The organism is Streptomyces sp. NBC_00273, from assembly GCF_036178145.1.
Classification (GTDB): domain Bacteria; phylum Actinomycetota; class Actinomycetes; order Streptomycetales; family Streptomycetaceae; genus Streptomyces.
The window spans coordinates 9,963,112-9,980,638 of record NZ_CP108067.1 but is presented as its reverse complement, the minus strand read 5'-3'; the positions used below and the strand labels follow the sequence as shown (position 1 = coordinate 9,980,638).

The 17,527-nt window shown below is 70.3% G+C and carries 15 protein-coding genes and 1 pseudogene; 9 read left to right on the top strand and 7 right to left on the bottom strand.

The window, feature by feature from the left end; all coding sequences use genetic code 11:
• Positions 1–26: 26 nt before the first annotated feature.
• Positions 27–2,570 carry a sensor histidine kinase KdpD gene (locus OG386_RS45235; protein ID WP_328793054.1) on the top strand — a complete coding sequence of 848 codons (2,544 nt, stop codon included), beginning with the start codon at positions 27–29 and terminating at the stop codon, positions 2,568–2,570.
• 144 nt (positions 2,571–2,714) lie between these two features.
• Here the strand turns inward: OG386_RS45235 and OG386_RS45230 are convergent, their stop codons facing one another.
• On the bottom strand, positions 2,715–3,377 hold the full coding sequence (locus OG386_RS45230) for a response regulator transcription factor (RefSeq protein WP_326747489.1): 663 nt from the start codon (positions 3,375–3,377) through the stop codon (positions 2,715–2,717).
• Complete coding sequence (locus OG386_RS45225) at positions 3,374–4,504, bottom strand: sensor histidine kinase (RefSeq protein WP_328793053.1); 1,131 nt, start codon at positions 4,502–4,504, stop codon at positions 3,374–3,376. The genes OG386_RS45230 and OG386_RS45225 overlap by 4 nt, the downstream gene beginning before the upstream one ends.
• A gap of 197 nt (positions 4,505–4,701) precedes the next feature.
• Between OG386_RS45225 and OG386_RS45220 the strand changes: the two genes are divergently transcribed.
• The 4 genes from OG386_RS45220 (at position 4,702) to OG386_RS45205 (ending at position 8,123) form a co-directional block, all read left to right on the top strand.
• Positions 4,702–5,061 carry a DUF6223 family protein gene (locus OG386_RS45220; RefSeq protein WP_326747491.1) on the top strand — a complete coding sequence of 120 codons (360 nt, stop codon included), beginning with the start codon at positions 4,702–4,704 and terminating at the stop codon, positions 5,059–5,061.
• Between the two features lie 772 nt (positions 5,062–5,833).
• The gene (locus tag OG386_RS45215) at positions 5,834–6,640 is read left to right on the top strand and encodes an SDR family NAD(P)-dependent oxidoreductase (RefSeq protein ID WP_328793052.1); all 807 of its coding nucleotides are present in this window, start codon (positions 5,834–5,836) and stop codon (positions 6,638–6,640) included.
• Between the two features lie 161 nt (positions 6,641–6,801).
• Complete coding sequence (locus OG386_RS45210; protein WP_328793051.1) at positions 6,802–7,578, top strand: GNAT family N-acetyltransferase; 777 nt, start codon at positions 6,802–6,804, stop codon at positions 7,576–7,578.
• Between the two features lie 17 nt (positions 7,579–7,595).
• The gene (locus OG386_RS45205) at positions 7,596–8,123 is read left to right on the top strand and encodes an alpha/beta fold hydrolase (RefSeq protein ID WP_328793050.1); all 528 of its coding nucleotides are present in this window, start codon (positions 7,596–7,598) and stop codon (positions 8,121–8,123) included.
• Positions 8,124–8,186: 63 nt separating this feature from the next.
• Here the strand turns inward: OG386_RS45205 and OG386_RS45200 are convergent, their stop codons facing one another.
• Together OG386_RS45200 and OG386_RS45195 are read right to left on the bottom strand one after the other, a co-directional pair.
• Positions 8,187–9,611 (bottom strand): hypothetical protein, encoded by a 1,425-nt coding sequence (locus tag OG386_RS45200; RefSeq protein ID WP_328793049.1) that lies wholly within the window; start codon positions 9,609–9,611, stop codon positions 8,187–8,189.
• A 319-nt stretch (positions 9,612–9,930) separates the two neighbouring features.
• Positions 9,931–10,617 carry a response regulator transcription factor gene (locus tag OG386_RS45195; protein ID WP_266674626.1) on the bottom strand — a complete coding sequence of 229 codons (687 nt, stop codon included), beginning with the start codon at positions 10,615–10,617 and terminating at the stop codon, positions 9,931–9,933.
• A 560-nt stretch (positions 10,618–11,177) separates the two neighbouring features.
• On the opposite strand from OG386_RS45195, the gene OG386_RS45190 reads away from it, so the two are divergent.
• From OG386_RS45190 to OG386_RS45180, 3 genes are all read left to right on the top strand, one after another.
• On the top strand, positions 11,178–12,167 hold the full coding sequence (locus tag OG386_RS45190) for a hypothetical protein (RefSeq protein WP_328793048.1): 990 nt from the start codon (positions 11,178–11,180) through the stop codon (positions 12,165–12,167).
• Positions 12,164–13,384 carry a hypothetical protein gene (locus OG386_RS45185; RefSeq protein ID WP_328793047.1) on the top strand — a complete coding sequence of 407 codons (1,221 nt, stop codon included), beginning with the start codon at positions 12,164–12,166 and terminating at the stop codon, positions 13,382–13,384. The genes OG386_RS45190 and OG386_RS45185 overlap by 4 nt, the downstream gene beginning before the upstream one ends.
• A gap of 474 nt (positions 13,385–13,858) precedes the next feature.
• Positions 13,859–14,677 (top strand): GNAT family N-acetyltransferase, encoded by an 819-nt coding sequence (locus tag OG386_RS45180; RefSeq protein ID WP_328793046.1) that lies wholly within the window; start codon positions 13,859–13,861, stop codon positions 14,675–14,677.
• Positions 14,678–14,696: 19 nt separating this feature from the next.
• On the opposite strand, the gene OG386_RS45175 is transcribed toward OG386_RS45180, so the two are convergent.
• Both OG386_RS45175 and OG386_RS45170 read right to left on the bottom strand, forming a co-directional pair.
• Entirely contained in the window at positions 14,697–14,837 is a 141-nt protein-coding gene (locus OG386_RS45175) for a hypothetical protein (RefSeq protein WP_328793045.1), read from the bottom strand.
• Between the two features lie 229 nt (positions 14,838–15,066).
• A pseudogene (locus OG386_RS45170) lies at positions 15,067–15,253 on the bottom strand (GntR family transcriptional regulator); the annotation flags it as partial.
• On the opposite strand from OG386_RS45170, the gene OG386_RS45165 reads away from it, so the two are divergent.
• Entirely contained in the window at positions 15,248–15,781 is a 534-nt protein-coding gene (locus OG386_RS45165) for a hypothetical protein (RefSeq protein WP_328793044.1), read from the top strand. The pseudogene OG386_RS45170 and the gene OG386_RS45165 sit on opposite strands and share 6 nt — an antisense overlap.
• A 160-nt stretch (positions 15,782–15,941) precedes the next feature.
• Here the strand turns inward: OG386_RS45165 and OG386_RS45160 are convergent, their stop codons facing one another.
• Entirely contained in the window at positions 15,942–17,504 is a 1,563-nt protein-coding gene (locus OG386_RS45160) for a Na+/H+ antiporter (RefSeq protein ID WP_405790544.1), read from the bottom strand.
• Positions 17,505–17,527: the final 23 nt, after the last annotated feature.

Here is a 17,527-nt window from a genome sequence, read left to right as displayed (position 1 = left end):
CCACAGCAGAGAAAAAGAGTCGGAACATGGGACGCGGCAAGCTCCGCATCTACCTCGGCGCAGCGCCGGGCGTCGGCAAGACGTACGCGATGCTCTCCGAGGCGCACCGCCGGATCGAGCGGGGCACCGACTGCGTCGTCGGCTTCGTCGAACACCACAACCGTCCGCGCACCGAGGTCATGCTGCACGGCCTCGAACTCATCGAGCGGCGCGAGCTCGAGTACCGGGACGCCACCTTCACCGAGATGGACGTCGACGCGATCCTCGCCCGCCGCCCCGCGGTCGCGCTCGTGGACGAGCTCGCGCACACCAACGTGCCCGGCTCGCGCAACGCCAAGCGTTGGCAGGACGTCGAAGAGCTGCTCCAGGCGGGCATCGACGTCGTCTCCACCGTCAACATCCAGCACCTGGAGTCCCTCGGCGACGTCGTCGAGACCATCACGGGTGTGCGCCAGCGGGAAACCGTCCCCGACGAGGTCGCCCGCCGAGCCGACCAGATCGAACTCGTGGACATGTCCCCGCAGGCGCTGCGGCGCCGCATGGCACACGGCAACGTCTACAAGCCCGACAAGGTCGACGCGGCCCTCTCGAACTACTTCCGTCCCGGCAACCTGACCGCACTGCGCGAGCTGGCGCTGCTGTGGGTGGCCGACCGGGTGGACGAGTACCTCCAGGAGTACCGGGGCGAGCACAACATCCGCTCCACCTGGCAGGCTCGCGAACGCATCGTCGTGGGCCTGACCGGCGGCCCCGAGGGCCGTACGCTCATCCGGCGCGCCGCCCGGCTCGCCGAGAAGGGCGCGGGCGGCGAGGTCCTCGCCGTCTACATCGCCGCCAGCGACGGGCTGACGTCCGCCTCGCCCAAGGAACTCGCCGTCCAGCGCACGCTGGTCGAGGACCTGGGCGGCACCTTCCACCACGTCATAGGCGACAACGTCCCCGACGCGCTGCTGGAGTTCGCCCGCGGGGTCAACGCCACGCAGATCGTGCTGGGAGTCAGCCGTCGCCGCTCCTGGCAGTCCGTGTTCAGCCCCGGCGTCAGCGCCACCGTCGCCCGCGAGTCCGGGCCCGACCTCGATGTGCACATCGTCACCCACGACGAGGCCGCCAAGGGCCGTGGGCTGCCCGTCGCCCGCGGCGCGCGGCTCGGCCGCTCCCGCATCATCTGGGGCTGGCTGACCGGTATCGTCGGCCCCGCCCTGCTGACCGTCCTGCTGAGCCAGGTCGTCCCCGAGCTCGGCCTCGCCAACGACATGCTGCTCTTCCTCACCTTCACGGTGGCGGCAGCCCTGCTCGGTGGACTGCTGCCCGCCCTGGCCTCGGCGGCCTTCGGGTCCCTGCTCCTGAACTACTACTTCACCCCGCCGCTGCACGAGTTCACCATCTCCGACCCCTTGAACATCGTCGCCATCGCGATCTTCGTGGGGGTGGCCGTGTCGGTGGCCTCGGTGGTCGACCTCGCAGCCCGGCGCACCCACCAGGCCGCCCGGCTGCGCGCCGAATCCGAGATCCTCTCCTTCCTCGCAGGCAGCGTCCTGCGCGGCGAGAACTCCCTCGACGCCCTCCTCGAACGGCTCCGCGAGACCTTCGCCATGCAGTCGGTCGTCCTCCTGGAACGCACCAGCGACGTCGACCCCTGGACCACGGCCGCATCCGTCGGCACCAGCCCTGTCAGCCGGCCCGAGGACGCCGACGTCGACCTGCCCATCGGCGACAACATGGCCCTCGCCCTCACCGGCCGAGTGCTCCCCGCCGAGGACCGGCGCGTACTCGGCGCCTTCGCCGCCCAGGCAGCCGTCGTCCTCGACCGCCAGCGCCTGGTCGACGAGGCCGAGAAGTCCCGCGAACTCGCCGAAGCCAACCGCATCCGCACCGCCCTGCTCGCCGCCGTCAGCCACGACCTGCGGACCCCGCTCGCCGGCATAAAGGCCTCCGTGAGCTCGCTGCGCTCCGATGATGTCGACTGGTCCGAGGAGGACAAGGCCGAACTCCTGGAGGGCATCGAGGACGGCGCGGACCGCCTCGCCGCCCTGATCGGGAACCTCCTCGACATGTCCCGCCTCAACACCGGCACTGTCGTCCCGCTCATCCGCGAGACCGACCTCGACGAGGTCGTCCCCATGGCCCTGGGCGGCGTGCCCGAGGACAGCGTCGAGCTGGACATCCCCGAAACGCTGCCGATGATCGCCGTCGACCGCGGCCTGCTCGAGCGCGCCGTCGCCAACATCGTCGAGAACGCCGTCAAATACAGCCCCGACGGCCAACCCGTCAACGTCACAGCCAGCGCCCTGCACGAGCGCGTGGAACTGCGCGTCGTCGACCGCGGCCCCGGCGTCCCGGACGAGGCCAAGGACCGCATCTTCGAACCGTTCCAGCGCCACGGCGACGCCCCGCGCGGCGCGGGAGTCGGCCTCGGCCTCGCCGTCGCCCGCGGCTTCACCGAGGCCATCGGCGGCACACTCACCGCCGAGGACACCCCTGGCGGCGGCCTCACCATGGTCATCACTCTCCCGATAGCAGGCGGCACCTCGCCGGTCACCGCGGAACTCCCGACCTCGGCGGTCACCTGAGCCGGCCCGTGGACCGGGCCCGCTGATCGCGGGTCACATCGTGTGGCCAGCGATCGTTCCCCCGCATCAACTCAGTGGGCCCGCGATGGCTGCGATGGCTTAAGAGGATCACAGCAAAGCAGGCCTGCGTCGGGACCGTGATGGTCAGGAGTTGCGTGGGGTTACCAGGCCGGATTCGTAGGCGAGGACCACGAGCTGGGCGCGGTCGCGGGCGTGGAGTTTGGTCATGGCCCGGTTGATGTGAGTTTTCGCGGTCAGCGGGCTGATCACCATGCGGTCCGCGATCTCGTCGTTGGACAGGCCCTGCGCGACCAGTACGACGGCTTCACGTTCGCGGCCGGTCAGCTCTTCCAGCCCCGGGCCGGTGGCACTCGGGGGCGGCTGGGTGACGTACCGGTTGATGAGCTTGCGGGTGATCGAGGGTGCGAGCAGGGCGTCGCCACGCGCGGCCACGCGTACAGCGTGCAGGAAGTCCTCCGGCACGATGTCCTTGACGAGGAACCCGGCGGCGCCTGCGCGCAGGGCGTTGAAGACGTATTCGTCCAGGCCGTAGTTGGTCAGGATGACGACGTGCACTCCGGCGAGGGCGGGGTCGGCGGCGATGCGGCGGGTCGTCTCGATGCCGTCGAGGACCGGCATCTGGATGTCGACGAGTGCGATGTCGGGCAGGTGCTCTCTGGCGAGCTCCAGGCCCTCCTGCCCGTTGGCGGCTTCGGCGACGACCTCGATGTCGTCTTCGAGGTCGAGGAGCGCGCGGAAGCCGCTGCGGATGAGCGGCTGGTCGTCGACCAGCAGGACACGGATCACGAGGCTCGCTCCACGGGGAGTTCGGCCTGGACAGTGAAGCCGCCCCCGCCGCGCGGTGCTGCCCGGAGTCGGCCTCCGAGGGCGGTGACGCGTTCACGCATCCCGAGCAGGCCGATGCCAGGTGTCGGGGTGGTGTCCGGTGTGGCCTTGCCGTTGTCGTCGACCCGGAGGGCGACAGCGTGCGGGCGGTAGTCGATGCGGACCGATGCCGTGGTGGCGTCCGCGTGACGGGCGATGTTGGTGAGGGACTCCTGAACAATCCGGTAGACAGTCCGGCCCACCGCGGCGGGCACGTCGTGTCGATGGCCTTCGATCGTCAGGGTCGCGTGCAGGCCGGTCCTGCTTGCCCGGTCCACCAGTTCAGGGACGTCGTCGAGGCCGTGCGGCGGGGTCGTGTCGTCGTCGCGGAGCGCCTCCAGGGTGGCGCGGAGCTCCCGGGCCGCCTCACGGCCGGCTTCCCGGATGGCCAGCAGGGCCTCCGGTACCGGTTCGCCGCGCTTGCGGGCCACGTGGACGGCGACTTCGGACTGCACCTTGATGACCGAGATCTGGTGGGTGAGCGAATCGTGCAGCTCCCGCGCGATGTGCAGCCGTTCTTCGTCGGCGCGGCGCCGTGCGGTTTCCTCCCGGGTGCGTTCGGCTTCGTCCGCGCGCCGCTCGGCCTGCCGGAGGGCTTCACCGGCGGCGCCAGCGGCGATCAGCCAGGCGATTTCGAGGGCGCCACGGGCCTGAGCGAACGCCTCGCCCGTGTCGTGCAGCCCCGAGGCCAGGGCCGCGAGGGGGAGAGCAGCCAGCACGGCCACGCTCGTCACCACGGTGATGAAGCGGTGTCCCGCCCTCATCGCCGCGTACACCGCGAAAAGGTACGCGACGGCGGCCACATCGAACCCGGACGCCTGGTACCCCACCGCGCACAGTCCGGTGACGGCCAGAACGGGAACCGGAGCCCGGCGACCAGCCGCCAGCGCCAGGCCGCCGACCGCCAGCAGCACGTAGCCGAGCAGATCGAGGCCCGTGGCGGAATGCCTCTGCCCGGACAACCCGGTGACCAGCAGCGCCGCCGCCACACCGACGGCGATCAGCCAGTCCCTCACGCCGGCGCGAACACCGAACCGTCCTTTGCCCATGCGCGCACCGTAGCCGGATACCGCCGCGGAGGAATCCCGCGCGCGGACGAGCAGTCGACTACCGCGAACGCAGTACCTTCGCGCCGCCTGCCGCCTCCGCGGTAGCGCGAAGTGCCTGCGTCTGCCGGACGACCTGTCGTGGGCCCGGCCGACATGCTCGGACCGCATCCAGTCGTGGGAAGAGAAGGAGCACCTTGATGTCCGCCCATCACCTGCTTACCGTCCAGCCGGTCGCCGCCAGCGTCTACGACTTCAGCCTCGGGCGACTCGGGGCCACCACGGGCGGGCTGCTGGGGCTGGCCGGCGTGGTCATCGCCGTGCTGGCGCTGACCCGCCCCGCCGGCCGCCTCGGCACTGCCAATGGGTCACTCGGGGCCGTCGCGGCCATGGTGGCGGGGCTGATCGGCATGGCCCTCGGCGGGCTGGTCGCGGCCACCGCCGACGGCGGTCTCGGCACCGGCAACGGGCTCGGCGGGGCCTACGTGGCCCTGCTGCTGGGCCTGATCGGCACGGCCCTCGGCGGCAGGGCCCTGTCCCGCTCCCGCCACACCGGCTGACCGGCCGACCGGCCACAACTCGTCTGGTTCGCAAGTGCTGTCCGCCCGCGCGCAGACGGCCACCGTGATCTCCACGAGCTGCTTGCCACATAGCAATTACTTGCCGGGAAAGATCATCTGCCGGTGTGAGCGCTGACGCCCGAAACACGCGAGCCGCCCAACTCCGGTATCCCCACACCGGGAGCTGGACGGCTCATGTGTTGTGCGACGTTTGACCAGCACGCGGTCGCATCGGCCCGTACCCCCACGGCCGGACCATGCGCACCTTCGGCGGTGTTCAGGTCACCGACCTCCAGCCGCGTGCCACCGGACCGTCACCGGCTCCGTCGCTCCGCCAGTCTGTTACCGGCCAGCGTCCATAGCAACGCTCCTTGACGCGTTCCTTCCGCACAGCCGTCGATCTTTGACGCGGCCCTGATGACCTGCGCGAAGACCTGATTCGCACGGTCACCCGACGGCCATCAGAAGGCCGTCAAAGTCCCGTTCAGGATCTTGCCCCGGCATCCCTGATGCGCTGGGATGGGGTCATGAACAGCGGTCCGCGCTACGACGATCGGCCACCGAATCCGGTGCAGCCGACAGCGCCCGCTGTCCGCCCGGCCCTCTGACATCGGCCGCGCGTCCTCCGCGTATCTGCCACCGGTGTCCTGAGGGACTTCGGCCAGGGCTTCGTACGCGTCCTCCCCCTTCACCGCATGACCTGAGCCCTCGTCCCCTGCCCAACGCCGGGGGCGCCGGGCGCGTCAGCCATGCCTGCTTCCAGGAATCCGACATGTCTTCATCCCTGTCCGGACGTATCGTCCTCGTCACCGGCGCCGCCGCCGGCATCGGCTACGAGACCGCTCGCCAGCTCGCCCAGCGCGGCGCGGTCGTCCTTCTCCACGGCCGCACCGCCGAGGAGGCCCAGGCCGCGGCCGACCGTCTGGTGACCACCGAGGGCATCGACAGTGCCCTGCTGCGCCCACTCGCCGCCGACTTCGTCCGCCTGGAGGAAGTCGAGAACCTGGCCCACGCGGTCGTACGAGAACACCCGCGCCTCGACGTTCTCGTCAACAACGCGGCCATCGCCGCCCCCGAGCGTCACACCCTCACCGTCGACGGCAACGAGATCGCCTTCCAGGTCAACTTCCTCGCGCACTACCTCCTCACCAACCTCCTGGAACCCTCCCTCACCAGCGACCCGGGCGGGCGCGTCGTCAACGTCTCCTCCTCGCTCCACCGCACGGCCGCCATCCAGTGGAGCGACCCGAACCGGGAGCGCCGCTACTCACGGCTGGCTGCATACGCGCAGTCGCAGCTGGCGCTGACCGTCTTCGCCTCCGACCCGCGTGTCACCGCCGTGTCCGTCCACCCCGGTGTCTGCGAGACCGGCCTGCTCCCCCTCTACGGCAACGAAGGCGAATCCGCCGCCGAGGGCGCCCAGCACGTCGTACGCCTCTGCGACCCCACCACCGAGATCGTCAACGGCGCCTACTACGACCGCGACGAACGCGTCGCCCCGGCCGCCGCCGCCACCGAGGACCGCACGATCAAGCGCCTCACCAAGCTCGCCGACCTCCTCGTCGGCCACACCGCCTGAAGGGACACCCGTCCATGTCCAAGCGCGCACGCAAGAAGAGGGCACGCCGCAAGAAGGGCTCCAACCACGGCAGCAAGCCCTCCTGCTAGCCAACAGCCCATTCCGCGGGGCGGCCCTCCGAACAGGGCCGCCCCGCCTCCATGTCCCGACAAGGAAGCCTCGTGATCAACCTGCCGCCCCACCGACTCCCGGCCCTCGTTCGCTGGTTCCCCACCGGGGCCCCGGGCTCGGCCGCCCTGACCGAGCACGTCCTGACCACCGAGGCCGGCCGCTGGTGGGTGGACCGCGTCATCCAGCCGCGCGTGATCGCCGCCGAATGCGGGGACCACGTCCTCTTGCGCGGAGACCCGCAGGCCCTGATACCGAGGGATCTCAGGGTCTTCGCGGACCGCTCCATCGAGGCTCCGGGCCGCTTCCTTCCCCTGATCGGGGCTTCGTTCGACCGGGTCGTGCCGTGGCAGCGCATGGTGTACGTCAAGCGCTGCCCCGTGCCCGCCACCCGGCCGCCCAGGGGTGTGACCGTACGGAGGCTCAACGCCCAGGACGCTCGCGCGCTCACCACCCTTCCGCCCGCGATGAGCTGGATACACCGCACCTGGGGCGGTCCGGACGCCCTTGCCCGCTCGGGCTACGCCTGGGCCGCCTTCCAGGGCGACCGCATCGTGGCCGTGGCCTGCACCTACTTCCTCGGCACCGCCTATGAGGACGTCGCCTGCGTCACCGTGCCCGACCCGCGCCTGCAGTACCTGGCTCTCGACTGCGTCAACACCCTGTGCTCCGACATAGCGGCCCGAGGGCACACCCCCAGCTGGACCTGCTCTGCGAGCAACCGCCCCGGCCGCCTGCTCGCCTGGACCGCCGGCTTCCGTCCGGAGCGGGAGTACGCCCACTACGCCGTCGGCACACCTGCGGCAACCGGAAGAGAGGCGGCAGGATGAGAAGCGATACTCACCGGGTGGACTCCATCTACCGCAGCACGGCGGGCCGCGAGCACATCCGCCGCTGGTGCACCGACCGGCTCGACGCATGGCCGGTGCCGCACGAGCGGGCGACCATGACCGTCAACGGAGCACAGACCCACCTGATGAGCGCCGGTTCCGGCCCGACCACGGTGGTCTTCGTGCCGGGTACGAACTTCAACGCCGCCGCATCTCTGCCCCTGGCCACCGCCCTTGTCGCGGCCGACCATCGGCTCGTCCTGCCGGACGTCCCCGGACAGCCCGGTCTCAGCTCCGGGGAGCGCGGGATCTCCGGCGGCAACCTGTCGTGGTACGGCACATGGCTGAGCGAGGTGCTGGACGCTGCCGCCGCGACCGGGCCCGTGGTGGTGATCGGGCATTCCTTCGGCGCCGACACCTTCCTGCCACCGCGACGGCTCGCCCCGGCGGCCCGCACCATGCTCGGCACCGACCTGCACGTCATCCCGGACGCCGGCCACCTCGTGATCGAGGAACACCCCGGCCGGCTGGCGGCCCTTGTATGAGCGGACATCAAGCACGCCGGTCTCCCCTCCCCTGCCCGCGTCCGTACTGCTCACCGGCCCCTCTCACCGGAACTCGGCCAGCCGGCGCCGCAGCCCCAGCACCGTCAACCCGGCCGTGAGCAGCAGCGACGCGCCGGCCATCGGGCCCTGCGTGGTCAGTGCCCCTCGGCCCTCCCGGACAGCGAGATCGAAGTGCCTCTGGTTGATGGCGGTGACCTGGTCCAGAGCCTTCGTCCACTCCCCGAAGTGGGCGTTCGAGGTGTCCGATGCCCAGCCGATGCAGAAGACCGTGGCCTCCTGCTGCTTCCCCTCGGCCACCAGCCGTCTGAAGGTCCGGTCGTCGCGCTGGTAGACGGCGTACGCCTCGACGGTCTTCTGGGCGGCCTCCCGCTCGCCCGCGAAGGTGATGTTGTCCAGTTCGCGCCGGTACTCGCCGGTGAACCGTTTGTCCTCGTGGTTGTTCAGGTACGTGGCCCATGTGTCAGCGAGCCTCCGGTCGTACATGTCGAGTCCGGCGCCCTGAATCCCGTACAGCTGGTGCGACTTGTCGAGGAAGGAGAGCTCGTACGCAGGGCGGCGGTCGGGGTCCAGGAGGTAGCGGCTCTCGTCGGCGTTGGCGTCGTAGCCGATCGCTTTGGACCGTGACAGCGCGATGACGGAGTCGAAGGAGTCGCGGCGGGCGACCTCCATCCGGTCGTAGGTGATCGTGAGCAGCTGGGCGCCGCACACGACCGCGACCACGGCGCAGAGGGTGGCGGCGATCAGTCCCGGGTTGAAGACCCGGTGGAACCGGCGCGCGAGGTGGATCTGGAGCAGTACCAGCGCGGCGATCAGCAGCACGCCGAGGACGGCTTCGGCGGTCCGCTGCACGTCGAGGTCGCCTCGCGCCGCAGTGTACTGCCGTTCGTACACCGCATTGTTGGCGTCGACGAGCTTGCGTGCCTCCGGGAGGAGTCGCCCCGTGAGGAGGTCGGTCGCGGTCCGGTAGTCCTCGCGGGCGGCGTCCTTGCCGCCGGGCCGGCTGTCGTTCTCCAGTGCCCGTCCGATCAGCTCCTGGTAGTGCGCGAAGTCATCGGTGAGCCGCACGACGGTCGCCTCGGTGGCCGGGTCGCCTTCCGAGGCGGCGGCGAGCGTGCGCAGGGAGCGGCTGATGGTCTCCTGCGCATCTCCGTAGAAGCCACTCGCCTTGGTGTACGACTCTTCCAGGCGCCCCTTGCCGGTACCGGAATCACCACTGGAGAGCAGGATGTTGGCCGTCTGCGCGTCCATGTCGTTGAGCGCGAGGTTGAGCCGGGTCGCGGAGATGGTACGGGGCGCGTCGCGCTGGGCCGTTTCGTCCCAAGCGGTGGTCGCGCCCGTCGCCGAGACCGCGAGCAGGATCAGCAGCCCGGTGGCAAGCAGCACGCACGCCGTGCGCGCGAGGCGCAGCCGGCCGGGCAAGGTGGCCCAGTAGCGGTCGGCGAGGAGGCGGGCCGCCCGGGCGATCACGGTGGGAGGCCGTGGTCCCGACGGCCTTCCTCCCAGCTCCCCTCCGGACGCCGAACGTGGGACGCTCACGCGACGGGCGTCCGGTGCGGGGCTCTGCGTGACAGTCTCTGGAGCCCCCGCTCCCTGGGTCTGTTCGGTACCGGCGGTGATCGTCACTCGCGCTCCAGCTCACACCCGGGCCGTTCGTACGGCCCTGCGTGCACGCCAGCATCTGGCTCAACAGTTCGACCCACCAGGCACGTTGATGGTCTTCATACGCGGGGAGACGCAGAATTGACGGGGCCTTGACGGCGTGCCCGATCCGTCGGCTCCGCAGCACTCACGCCTCGAAGCGGTACCCCATGCCGGGGGCGGTGATCAGATGGCGCGGGTGTGACGGGTCCGCTTCCAGCTTCCGCCTGAGGTGAGCCATGTACACCCGCAGGTAGTTGGTCTGCGTTCCGTAGGACGAACCCCACACCTCCTGGAGCAGACGCCGCTGGCTGACGAGCCGGCCCCGGTTGCGGATCAAGACCTCCAGCAGATGCCATTCCGTCGGCGTGAGCCGGATGCTCTTCCCTCTGCGCCTGGCCTTCTTCGCGAGCAGGTCTACGGTGAACTCCTCGGTCTCGACGACCGCTTCGTTCGCGGCGGCCGACTCCTGTGTCGGTGTGCGGCGAATGACGGCTCCCAGCCGGGCCAGCAGTTCGTCCATGCTGAAGGGCTTGGTGATGTAGTCGTCGGCGCCCGCGTCCAGGGCCTGGATCTTCTCCTCGGAGCCGTGGCGGGCGGAAACCACCAGGACGGGCACCTGCGACCATCCGCGCAGCTGCTTGATCACCTCGATCCCGTCCATGTCGGGCAGTCCGAGGTCCAGCAGGACCACGTCCGGGCGGCAGGCCGCCACGGCCGCCAGGGCCGTACCCCCGTCCTGCGCGCAGTCCACGTCGTACTTCCGCGCCTTCAGATTGATCACCAGCAACCGCGCAAGCTGCGGTTCGTCATCCACCACCAGCACCCGGGGCATCGTCGTGCCGCCTTCCTGTTGTACGTCCAGTGAGTACGGATAACCGGAGGGAACAGCGGTTTTCGGCCGCCTCGGCAGGCGTTGACGACGTCCATACGGCCGTGGGCGCGACTTTGACGGCATCCTTACGGCGAGGCGCGCGCGGCAGTGCACGGGACGGCCCGTCCGTGATGCGTCCCGGCTCCAGCCCGACCCCCCGCGGTCCGGACTGGGCGTGGCCTCGGCGCTGATCGTCACGCGCCCTCCAACCTCGCATCACGGACGGTCGTCCGCTTCCCCCTGCCACTCAGTCTGCGATCACCGCCGTGTGTCAACGCACTACGTTGACGCCCTTCTTACGGCAAACCCGCACTTCCTGACGCGCTGCTGATGGCGGGCATGGGGGTGCCGTAAATGAGTCGTAAACATCACCGACATCGGACGTAGCATCGGTGCGTTTGCTGTGATCTATGTGGTTCACGAGGGGGAATGTCATGGGCATCGGCGGCAGGCAACGGGGGAGGTTCCTGGCCCTTGTTGCAGGTGGGGCGGTTCTTGCCTCGGGCGCGGGGTTGTACGGATTGAGCGCGACGGGCAGCTGGCCGTTCCGCGCGAGCTACTGCTGGGGAGCGTGGCAGGAGGACAGCGGTCCGTCCTTCCTCGGTGATGAGGCGCTCGGCAAGTCCGGCTCCGCGCGCCGGGCCACCGAGTCGGCGCCGCCCTCGTCCACCAGGCCGACCGCCACGTGCACAGTCACCGTCGCCTCGTCGATGCCCGATGACGACTCCACCGAGCCGCTCACCTTCGATGAGCGCGTCACCCTCGCGTACGGCCCCGTCCCGGCCTCGGCCGAGGAGCGCCGTGCGTGGATAGCCCACTTCTTCGACGGTTCGGCATCGCCGTTGCCCGACGGACTGAACGGGCTGGTCGGCGGCGATCGGGCCATGCTGGTGCTGCCCGAGGCCTGTGATGTGGACAGCAGACCGTCCGCGGTCACGATCCGGAGCGAGAGCTGGGGCGACGGCCACCTGGGGAAGAAGGCCATGCCCTTCACCATCGGAAACCGGATGGACGTCGCCCGGATGCTGCTGGACGCGGCCGGCACCGCTGCGTCGAAGGCGGGCTGCAAGCCCGCAAAGCCGCTGCGCCTGTCCTCGCCGATGGTGGTCACCGCGGAGAAGGACGAGAGGGCCTCCAGTCCCCTGTGCCGGATTCCGGGCGTGACTTTCGAGTTCGGCAAGGACTCCACCTATCAGCAGCAGGTGGGCGTGGTCGGTGAGCGGCTACAGACCTGTTCGGTGGTGTGGCGCTCCCGGGGGGTGCCCGATGAGCCAGCGGCGCAGTTCGTGATGGCGTCCGAGCCCCGCATGGTCGCACTGTTCGACGGGCTTCCCGAGGGCAACGGTCAGGGACTGGTGCGGGCCACCTGTGGCGGTCGGAGGACCGTGTTCTACGGGAACGTCGAGCCCGGCCTCAAGGGCCGGAGCCGCCCGGACGACCAGCAGGTGTTCGCGAACTTCACCGCGTCCGTGAGCAAGCGCATCGGGTGCCAGGCAGGGGAGAACCGGTGACCGCAGACAACAACGGCAGCGTGGCGGACAACGGAAAGAGCGTGACACCAGCAGTGGACAGCGAAACGACCCCGGACCGGCAGCCGGACAAGGAGCAGGACCTGGTTCCCTCTCCCGCGCGCCCCTCGTTGGTGCGTCGGCTGCTGCGGAACCGTACCGTCCGGGGCACCGCCGCGGGCGTCCTGGTCGGCGGCCTTCTCGGTGCCGGCGCCGTCGCCTGGCGTACGGACACTCTGCCGCTGCTCGGCCCTGCCCCCTGCTGGGATTCCCTCAGCGACTCGACCGTGTCCTCCCTTTTCGGCGACCGCAGGACCGAGGTCGAGGAGCAGGTGCTGCAGTCCGACCCCCACGGCCTCGGACTGTCCTACGGCCAGTGCCGCATCACCAGTTACAAGGACGACAGGGCCAGAAGGCAGCTGACCGTACGGGTGCACAAGCTGGACGGTCTCTACGGAAGCGACGGGCGGCAGTGGCCCGAGGAGTTCCTCGCGGCCGGCATGGTGGCACTCGGGGAAGGCCTGCCGGGCATGGCGTCCTCCTCCCGCGCCTGGGTGGCTCTTCCCCAGTCCTGCACCGGCAGGCCCGCCCAGTTCGAGGGCCCGGTCGTGGTCGACGTCGGCATGGGGCCTGCGGGTCTTGACATCTCTTCGGAGTACGAGAGGGAGGACCGCGCCGCTCTGGCGCACGCTGCGGTGGATGCGGCCAACGGCGTCATACGCGAGCTCGGCTGCTCCGGGGTCTACCGGTCACCAGACCTGCCGAAGGACGTCGTCGCGTGGCGGGACACACAGCCGGACGCCTTCTGCGGGATCAAGGGCCTCGCCCTCCCCGCTGCCTACCGCGAGAGCCTGTCACGTACCCGGGTCAGCGGCGACGGCGGCGCCGCCCGGGTCTGCGAGGCCGCCGGCAGCTACCCCAGGGCCGCAGTTCGGATGACGACCGTCGTGGACCCGGCGCTGACCGCCGTCTTCTCCCAGGATCTCCTCAAGGGCGGCTCGTCCTTCAAGGGCACCAACGGGTACGGGGCGTTCAACGTGAGCCGGGCCGTGTACCGGGCGCGGTGCCAGAGCGGGGACGTGATCTTCATGGTGGAGCAGAAGGACAGGTTCGGGGAGCAGGACTTCACGTTCGCCCACGACCTGCTGCCCGCCTACGTCGAGGCGGAGTCCAGCCGTATCGGCTGCGGCCAGGAGAAGGTGACACTGCCCCGCGGGTGAGCCGCGGGCGGCGGAGCGGGTTGTGCGGCCCGTGATCGGTAACACCCGTCGTGGCGGGGGCCGGTCATGCCGGTATCAGAGCTGTGTCAAGGACTGGGCGACCTCCTTGATCCCTGTCTCACCAAGCAGTTGGATGAACGACGTGAACAGCGGTCTGCTCCATGACGACCGGCCACCGCATACGGTGCGCCCGGCCTCGCGCGCTGCTCACCGGCCGGTGCGCTGACGCACCGCTCGCAATCCGCGGCCGCCAACAGTCACCCGTAGGGCGGGCGGCCGCTTCCGTCCCGTGCCTGCCCCCGCCCCGGGCAGGCACGGGACCTCGCACGCACCTCCTCACCAACCTGCCGGTGCCTGCGCCCGTCGGCCACAACGCCTGAAGGCGAGCCACGGCCCGGAGCTGCGCGGCCTCTTGCCGTGTGCCGCCCGCTCCCCCTGCCCGAGAACCCGTTGCAGCACCACCTGGAGACATTCGTGATCGAGATCTCCCCGCAGCAGCTCCCCGCCCTGAGCCGTTGGTTCCCCACCGGCTCACCCGGTCCCGGGACACTCGCCGAGCACGTACTGACCACGGGCGTCGGCCTCTGGTGGGCCGACCGCCCCCACCTGCCTCGCGTCCTCGCCGTCAGCTGCGCGGACCACGTACTGCTGCGCGGCGATCCGAGCGTGCTCACCCAGGACGCCCTGGCCCGGTTCGCCGGCCGGTACGTAGAGACACCCGCCCGCTTCTGGCCGTCGCTCGGCTCGGCATTCGAACGCGTCGTCCCCTGGGAACGGATGCTGTACGTCCACCAGCCTCAGGCACCGGTGTCCCTCCCCCGCACCCCGCGTGGCGTAACGGTGCGGCGGCTGACTCCCCAAGACGTTCCGGCACTGGCCGCGATGGACTCCGAGAACGGCTGGATTCATGCCAGTTGGGGCGGACCCGGCGGGCTCGCCGCCTCCGGCCACGGCTGGGCCGCGTTCGCCAGGGGTCGGGTCCTCTCCGTCGCCTGCACCTACTTCCTCGGCAGCGCCTACGAGGACATCGCGGTCGTCACCGTGCCCGATCGCCGCCGTGAGCTCCCCCAGCTACCGCTGGGAGGGGCCCCCACCGCACTGGCCTGCGTCGCCGGCCTGACGGCCGACATCCAGGCACGGGGACACACCGCGAGCTGGTGCTGCTCGCGCGACAACCGGCCCAGCCGACTGCTGGCCTGGACGGCCGGCTTCCGGCTGACCCGTGAATACGTCCACCACGTCACCGGCCAGGCCCTGGCACGCGAGGTCCGGACGACCCCGGCCCCCGCGTGAGCCAGGCGTCACTGACGGCTCAGTGGGGGCGCTGCGCACTCAGGGCATTCAGCAGGACAGCGCCGCGCTCGGCGTCGTCCACGCTCACCGCGAACTCGCCGCCCCGCCGGACGTGGATCACCAGGCACTCGCCGCTGCGGAGCATCAGCGTCGTCCCCATACCGCTCGGCCAGTACCTCCATAGGTTCACCCGGCCGATGGATGCCTGCGCACCGGCGAGGAGGACACCGCCAGACAGCAAAGCGGCTACGGGCCGGCCCCGCATCGCCGGGCCTCAGGTCGCCCCGTCACGCCACCACACAAGCCCGACGATCGACAGCACGAGGACCACCCAGATCAAGGCCGGGAAGACCGCGGCTGCCCACAGGGGCATCGAGCCGTCCGGTCCGTCGGAGCGGGCGCCCCAGTGAGTCGACGTTCACCCCCAGCGCTTGGGAGAGGTCGCGCGGAGGGCAGTCGGTCAGCCGGACCGCACTCGCCCTCAGCGATGGCACGTCTGATGGCACCCGACACCTGCTCGTGCCGGAATTGGCAACGGCTTGGACGGACACCTGTGTCAGGCTGCGGGGCGTGGATTGGACATTCAAATCTCATGGTGGTGTCGCGGCCGCGCTGGGCGCCGCGCTGTTGGTGCTGGCCGCACTCACCTGGCTGCCCGGGACCTTGCCCCTGACCGTATCGGGGTGGCCGATGGCGGCGATTGCCGTGCTGCTCTTCCCGATCTTCATATCTGCCCTGGTGCGTATGCTCCTGACCCGCGCGGACCGGCACTCGGTATGGCTGGCGTTCAGGTGCCTTCCTCGCAGGGCCCAGATGGGACTTGCGGCATTGGCGATTTCGGGTATTGGGATCACCGTCATCGGCGCGGCCGGGGAGGGGAACTTGCAGGCTGCCGAAGTGAAGGACGGTCAGTACTTCGCCTACGACACCACGCCGCACGCGCGCGGCACGGTCGAGATCTCCCAGAGTCAGTACCAGGCTGTCCTGGAGAGCGATCAGCGCAGCATGTTCGCCATCCCTGCCTTGCTCTTCGTCGGTGCTGCATGTGTCGTCCTGGCAGCCGGAGAGCTGCGCCGAGCAGACCGTAATTCCACGCAATCGTGACTCGTGTGAAACGGCTGCCACCGCGGCAAACCCCGGCCCCATGCCGACACGCCCCGCTGTCGGCGGGACTCGCCGGCTGGACCAGAGCACAGATCGGCCGTCGGCGAGGCATCCGCAACGAGGTCCTGAAGCCTGGGAAGTGGACGGAGCCGGCTGATCATCATCTCGCCAGGTCCAGCCGCGCCTCCTCCAGGTCCAGGGAGCGCTGAAGGCGTCGGCGGGTGGTGTCGCTGATGTGGTGTTCGTCGTAGAGATGCTGGAGTTCCACGGCCTCCACCCGGATCAGGTCACGGCGCAGCAGCCGGTAGACCTGGTCTGCGGATTCAGCCAGGTCGGCTTCCTCCAGGCGGTCGCGGGCGTGTTCGAGCCGGGCCTGGAGGCTGCGCCGGAGCCGGTCTGCCACGACGTCCGGTACCGCTTCGAGGTCGGACACCTCGTCCAGCCGACGGATGCCGGCTGCGGCAAGGGCGCACCGGGCGGAGGCCTCCTCGCGTTCGGTGTGATCCGGTTCGAGGGCGATTCCGGAGCGACGGACCACGTCTGCCAGGGTGAAGCCCTGGGCGACGAGGGTGACCACCACGACCGACGTGGTCAGGACGAGCACGAGCGGGCGCTGGCCCAGGAGGCTGCCGTCGCCCTCCGCGACCGGGATGGAGAGGGCCGCGGCCAGTGGGACGACGCCACGCGTGCCCGCCCAGGTCAGCACGGCCGGGACGCGCCAGGAGGGACGTACGCCCGCGTTCCGCTGGACGACGGCCGAGAGGGGCAGGACCCACAGCAGGCGAACGGTGATCAAGGTCGCGGCGACCGCCAGCGCATACAGCGGCCAGAGCCCGTCGGCAGCGGTCAGCGCGGCGACCTGGCCGGGCAGGGTGAGGCCGATCAGGCTGAAGACGACGCTCTCCAGCAGGAAGACCACGGTGCCGTTGACGGCGTGCAGCTGGATCCGTATGCGGGCGTTGGTGAACCGGTCCGCCCGGCCTCCGAGCACGACCCCCGCCACGACGACGGAGGTCACACCTGACGCGTGCACCGCCTCGGCCAGTACATAGGCGGCGTACGGGGTCACCAAGGCGATGACGGTCTCCAGCACGGGATCCTCGGTCCTGCGGCGCATCAGCGCAACGACCCCGGCGACTGCACCTCCGATGAGGATGCCGCCACCAGCGAGCAGCGCGAACTCGGTGCCTGCCGCCTGCCACGACACCCCGGCGGAGGCCGCGGCGACGACGACCGCGACCCGGAAGAGGACGAGCGAAGTGGCGTCGTTGAAGAGGCTCTCGGCCTGTACGAGGACTTGGACGCGGGGAGGCAGGGCGAGGCGCCGGCCGAGCGCGGTGACCGCCACCGGGTCCGTACTCGCGAGGACGGCCCCCAGGACCAGCGCCATCTGCCAGGTCAGCGGGGTCAGCAGCGACGCGACCAGACCCACCGCGGCCGCCGAGGCCAAGACCAAACCGACCGCGAGCACGCCGACCGGCTTCCATACCAGCCGCAGCTCGCGCCAGGACAGTTCCTCGGCGCTGGCGTACAGCAGAGGCGGCAGGACGATGAGGCCGATGGCCTCCGGACTGACCCGGATCTCCGGAGTGCCCGGTACCAGCGCGACGACGAGGCCCGCGACAACGAGCAGTGAGGGCGCGGGGATTCGCCAGCGGCGGGCTCCCGTGGCCACGACCGTGGCCAGCACCACGAGGAACAAGACCGTACCGACGCTGCGCATTCCGCCCCCACCCGAGTCGACGC